5 protein-coding genes are annotated in these 5,018 nt (G+C 74.9%); 1 reads left to right on the top strand and 4 read right to left on the bottom strand.

Going from position 1 to position 5,018, the window contains the following annotated elements; translation table 11 throughout:
* From DKL51_RS01035 to eccB, 3 genes are all read right to left on the bottom strand, one after another.
* The coding region (locus DKL51_RS01035; RefSeq protein ID WP_148097695.1) for a WXG100 family type VII secretion target at positions 1-814 on the bottom strand (814 nt) is incomplete at its 3' end.
* Positions 807-1,178, bottom strand: coding sequence for a hypothetical protein (locus DKL51_RS01040; protein WP_109945937.1), 372 nt, complete (start codon positions 1,176-1,178; stop codon positions 807-809). The genes DKL51_RS01040 and DKL51_RS01035, both read right to left, overlap by 8 nt.
* Before the next feature lie 127 nt (positions 1,179-1,305).
* Complete coding sequence (eccB, locus tag DKL51_RS01045; protein WP_109945938.1) at positions 1,306-2,802, bottom strand: type VII secretion protein EccB; 1,497 nt, start codon at positions 2,800-2,802, stop codon at positions 1,306-1,308.
* A gap of 226 nt (positions 2,803-3,028) precedes the next feature.
* On the opposite strand from eccB, the gene DKL51_RS01050 reads away from it, so the two are divergent.
* The gene (locus tag DKL51_RS01050; protein ID WP_243422490.1) at positions 3,029-4,135 is read left to right on the top strand and encodes a type VII secretion protein EccE; all 1,107 of its coding nucleotides are present in this window, start codon (positions 3,029-3,031) and stop codon (positions 4,133-4,135) included.
* Here the strand turns inward: DKL51_RS01050 and eccD are convergent.
* On the bottom strand, positions 4,119-5,018 hold a 900-nt coding region (gene eccD / locus DKL51_RS01055), incomplete at its 5' end, for a type VII secretion integral membrane protein EccD (RefSeq protein ID WP_124811623.1). The genes DKL51_RS01050 and eccD overlap by 17 nt on opposite strands.

Raw genomic sequence — 5,018 nt, forward strand, 5'->3', positions numbered from 1 at the left:
GGGCGGCCCCGGCGAGCGAGGTGCCCGCGTCCGGGTCGACCGCACCGGCCAGCCCGCCCGGGCCGCTGCTCCGGTCGCCGGGACCGGTCGTGCCGTCGCTCACCGAACCACTGGTCGGGCCCGAGTGGTGGACGCCGGACGTGGTCGCCGTGGCGCCGGCGGTCCGGGTGAACGTGCCGGAGGCCGGGGCGGTCGACGGGGCGCCCACCGACGGGCCGCCGCTCGGCGTCGAGCCCGACCGGTCGAGGTTGCCCGGCAGGTCCGGATCTGGCGTCGGGGCGGTGACCACCCGGCCGTACGCGGAGAAGTCGTAACCCTCCGCCAGCTCGGCCACGACCTGGACCATCCGCTGGTGGGCCTTCTCCTGCTCCTCCTTGTCCTGCTCGTGGCCGAGGAAGCCGCCGACCACCGCGCCCGGCAGCCCGCCCACGAGCAGGCCCTTGCCCGCCCCGGCGAGCAGCTTGTCGTTGTCGTCCGTCTCGGCGGGGCTCTCCGCCTTTGCCTGGGCGGCGCGCAGCTCGTCCGCCATCATCGAGAGCGCCTGACGGACGTCGGTCATCCCCTCGGCGAGGTCGCCGGAGTAGCCGACCACCAGGTTCAGCCGGCGCTGGAACTCGCGGGCGGCGTCCCCCGTCCAGGTCTTGGCGAGGGCGTCCAGGTCGACGCGGAGGTCGCGGCCGAGGCCCTCCAGCGTGTCCTTGAGGGAGCTCCACTGCGCGCTCAGCCCGTCGATCTGCTTCGGGTCGCCGGCGTTGACGCCGTCGTAGAGCTCCCGGTGGCTGACGTGCTGGTAGCGCTGGGTGTACTCAGACACGCGGATCCCCCTTCGCCGGCCGCAGCGCCTCGTCCACACCGGTGAGGGCGGCGATGATGTCGGCGGCGTTCGCCGCGTTGCGCGCCTCGGTGGTCCGGTAGTTGGCCATGATCGTGCTGGTCGCCTCCTGGGCGGCCACGATCGCCTTGCGCAGCCGCTCGGCCTGCTCGGCGTAGCTCGCGTGGCTTTCGGTGTACCGACGCGCGTTCTCGGTGGCGTGGGCGAACGTGCCGAGCGCCGGTGGCCGGCACTGCATCTCGGTGTTGAGCTTCTTCAGCACCGACTCGGCCTCGGTCAGACGACCCGCCAACCGCCGGTGAAAGTCCTCCAAGGACAGTACGTCGACTGTCGTGCGCCCGGTCATGGCTGCATCCCCGTTGTCATCGTCGATAACCGTTGGCAGGACTCAGGTTAGTCGACCGGAACCACCCCGGGCGACCCTCGGACCGTCAGTCGGGAACCCGACGCGCGTCCACATGGGACGGCCCGGTTCAGCCGCCCTGGGCCGTCGCCTGCGGGGACTCCTCCGCCGCCGGAGATTCCGCCCCGGTCGGCTCGGCGGGAGCCGGGGTGCCACCGCCGGTCTCCGGGTCGAAGTAGGCCAGCGCGTCCTCCCGCTCGAGGGCCGGGCCGGTCGGGATGAGCGCCAGCAGGGACGCCGGCACGGCGAGCGGGGTCACCCCGCCGTACCCGAGGGCGGTCAGCGCGTCCCCCGACCGGGTGCCCAGGGCATACCGGACGCCCTGGGCGCTGACCAGGTAGACCGTCGACCCGGGCGCGGCGGCACCACCCTCGCCCGCCCCGACCGCCGCTTGGACCAGGGCGCCCTTTCCGCCGGGAAGCAGCACACTCTCGGCCGTGCGGACCGCGTCCCGGGCGTCCTGGCGTACCGGAACCCCGGCGTCGGCGGTCAGCTCCGCCGGCGCCCGGTCGAAGACCTCCAGAGTGGTGGTGAGCGGGCCGTTCGGTGCGGTGGCCCGGTAGGTGGCGCAGATCACGGTCTGGCCGGTCCGCACCTCGTGCAGGGTGGGCAGCTTCTGCGGCGTCCCCTCGTCCAGCCGCTGGTCCGTCAGGATCTGGCCGGCCTGGTCCGGGGTGATGTCGATGATCTCGCCGCCGTCACCGAGCAGCAGCAGGGCGGTGATCTCGCCGATCGAGGCGAGGCCCTGCCGGGTCATCACGTAGTGCTGACCGGCGGCCCGGAAGACGTCGCCGATGCGCGCCGGGCGGTCCGCCACGGTCACGCCGCTGAGCTGCCGGTACCCGTCGAGGCGCGGCTCCCGCAGCGGCGGCCCGGCCGGCACCGCGTTGAGCAGTTGCTGCCCCACGGTGAGGGTCGTCGCGCCGGCCATCTTGAGTGCGACGAGCGCCTGCTGGTCGCCGACGATGCGGTGCCGCACGTTGCCGGTCAGCAGATACCGCGCGCCGTCGACCTGGACCAGGACGGCCCCGTCGGTGAGCGGGGTGCCGCCGGACAGCGGGCGGTCGATCACCAGGTGGGTGGCGGAGCGTCTTGGATCGGCCGGGTCGGGTACGTCGCAGACCGACCAGGGCAGGCCGACCAGCGACTTCCGGTCCGGCAGGTCGTCGGGGGCGCCGACGATGCCGACGGTACGACCGCGCGGTCGGTCCTTGATGGACGCCTGCGACATGGTGCGTATCGCGGGTTCCGCCTCGTTGAGGATCAGCCGGGCGGAGGCGTAGTTGAGCGTGGGGTGCAGCAGCCCGTCCGCGTAGACGTAGGTCGCCCCGGTCTCCCGCTCGATCACCAGCGTGTTCGCCTCCAGCGGCGCGGCGTTGCCGGTGAGCTGGCCGTACGCGCCGGCGCCGCCGAGCACGATCGCCGCGGCAAGCACGCTGCCGAAGATCGCCATGCCGAGCCGCCGCATCGGCAGGTCGTTGGTCTCCGGGTCGCCGGACAGCAGCGCCGAGACGATGCGGCGGGTGACGAACCGGTACGCCTGCACCTGATCGCGGCGGGTCCGCATGACTAACCTCCGGCGGGGTGGGTCCGCGACGCTCAGGTCCTAGCTTCGCCGCGGGCTTCCCTACGATAAGGGGCCGTCGGCGGTTCACCGGGACCCCGCCCGTCCACCCGCGACGCTCCGATCCGGCGGATGCCAGGATGTCCAGAAGGGACGCTCACCGATGACGCAGGTCCAGGCGCCACCCGGTCCTACGGCCACCGCCCACGTCGGGCCCGACGATCGGCCGGTGACCCCGGCCGACCGGCGTCGACGGGGGCGGCTCGGACCGGTCGTCGTCGGGCAGCTCGTCGTGGTGGAGTGCGCCGGGCTCGCCCTCTGGGCGGCGACCACCGACCCCGGCTGGGTGCTCGGTGTGGTCGGCGCGCTCGCCGGGCTGTCCGTGCTCGCCGCGTTCGCCCGGCGCGGTGGCCGGTGGTGGTACGAGGACCTGATGCTCCGCCGCCGGTTGCGCCGCCGCCGGGAGCAGGCCCGGGCCGCGGTGCCCACCGGCGATCCCCGGCTGGTCGCGCTCGCCCCCGAACTGACCGTCGTCGAGCTCACCGATCGCGGCACCCGGCTCGGCATCGGCCAGGACGACCGGGGCTGGTTCGCCGCGGTCGCGCTGACCAGTCGGCCCGGGGCACCCGCCGGGTCCGTCGAGGCGTCGATCCTGGATCGGGCGCTGGCCGTGCTGGCCGAATTCGCCGGGCCGGTCACCCAGACCCAGGTGGTCTCGCACACCCTGGTCTGGTACCCGGCACCCGGCGCCCCGCCGGCCGCGCACCGGACGGTCTGGGTGGCGCTGCGGCTGTCGGTGGCGGACGCGCGCGCCGAGGCGGTGAGCCGGGGCGGCGGCCTGCGCGGCGTACACCGTACCGTCGCCGCCGGCATCGGCCGGCTCGGCAAGGCGCTGAACGCGGCCGGCCTCAGCCACCGCGTCCTCGGCCGGGACGAGCTGTACGCCGCGGTCGTCTCCGCGGCCGGGCTGGACCTGGCGCCGGAGGCGCCCGCGGAGAGCTGGACCAGCCTGCGCGGCGGCGGCTGGACCCAGCGCTGCCTGGCGCTGCGCCCACGGCCGAACGCGCCGCTCGGCGCCCTGGTCGACGCGGTGACCGCGACCTCCGCCCCGTCCCACACGGTCGCCGCGGTGGTGCTGCCCAACGGGCGCCGGGTGCCCCCGCTGCTGCGGGTGGCGGCCATGGACGACCACGCGGAGGCGCTGGTGAAGGTGGTCCGGGACGTGGCGAAGCGGTCCGGCGTGCCGGCCCGCCCGCTGGACGGCCAGCACGGCCCGGGCGTCTACGCCACCGCGCCGGTCGCCACCGCGATGGGCACGGTCACGGTCGAAGGTTGACGATCCAGCCGTAGAGGCCGCACACCCAGAGCGCGAGCGGCACCAGCGAGACGATCAGCAGGATCTCGACGATGTCGAGAGTCCGGCCCCAGAGCGGCGAGATCCGCTTACCGGCCACGGTGAGGCCGTAGATGAGGCTGATCACCGCCGCCAGCAGCAGCCCACCGAGGATCAGGCCGAGCCGCACCGGCAGCGAGCCCGTGGCGAACGTGGCCGCGGCGGTCAGCCCGAGGCCGACGGTGCCGGCGAAGAGCACCGGCGTGCGCTGCGCCCGGCCGATGAACGGCCGCGCCCGCAGCAGCGACAGCAGGGCCAGGACGAGGCAGAGCAGCACCGCCGGTAGCCGGCCGTTCTCGGCCAGGACGGTCTGCCCACTCGCGACCAGGAGTGCGACCGTCCACAGCAGACCGGTGAGGAACTGGTCGGCCCGCTCGCTGTTGCGCAGCACCTGCCGGCCGTCGACCGACTCCGCGTCGGTCTTCAGGTCCTCCGGGCCGGTCGGGATCGACGGTACGGGCAGCCGGGCCAGCCGGTACGCGATCATCGGCAGGGCCGGCAGGGCGGCGAACGCCACGGTGGCGACCACCGCGGCCGCGGCCGCCGGTCCGATGCCGAAGGCCAGGCAGAGCACCGCACCGAGACCGACGGCCGCGCCGACCGCGACCGCGCCGAAGAAGAGCGGCAGCCGGTCGCCGACGGCCAGCGCGGCGACCGCGCCGAAGAGCACCACCGCGGTCGCGGCCAGCAGCACGTGCGGGGCGGCCAGGTCGGCCAGCTTCCGGTCGCCGGCCAGGACCAGCAGGCCGCCGACCGCCGCGTAACCCAGGCCGCCGAGGGCCAGTACCGCGCCGGTCCGGCTGTCGCCCGCCGCCCGGGACAGCAC

It is taken from the genome of Micromonospora globispora (genome assembly GCF_003857015.1).
Lineage (GTDB): Bacteria > Actinomycetota > Actinomycetes > Mycobacteriales > Micromonosporaceae > Micromonospora > Micromonospora globispora.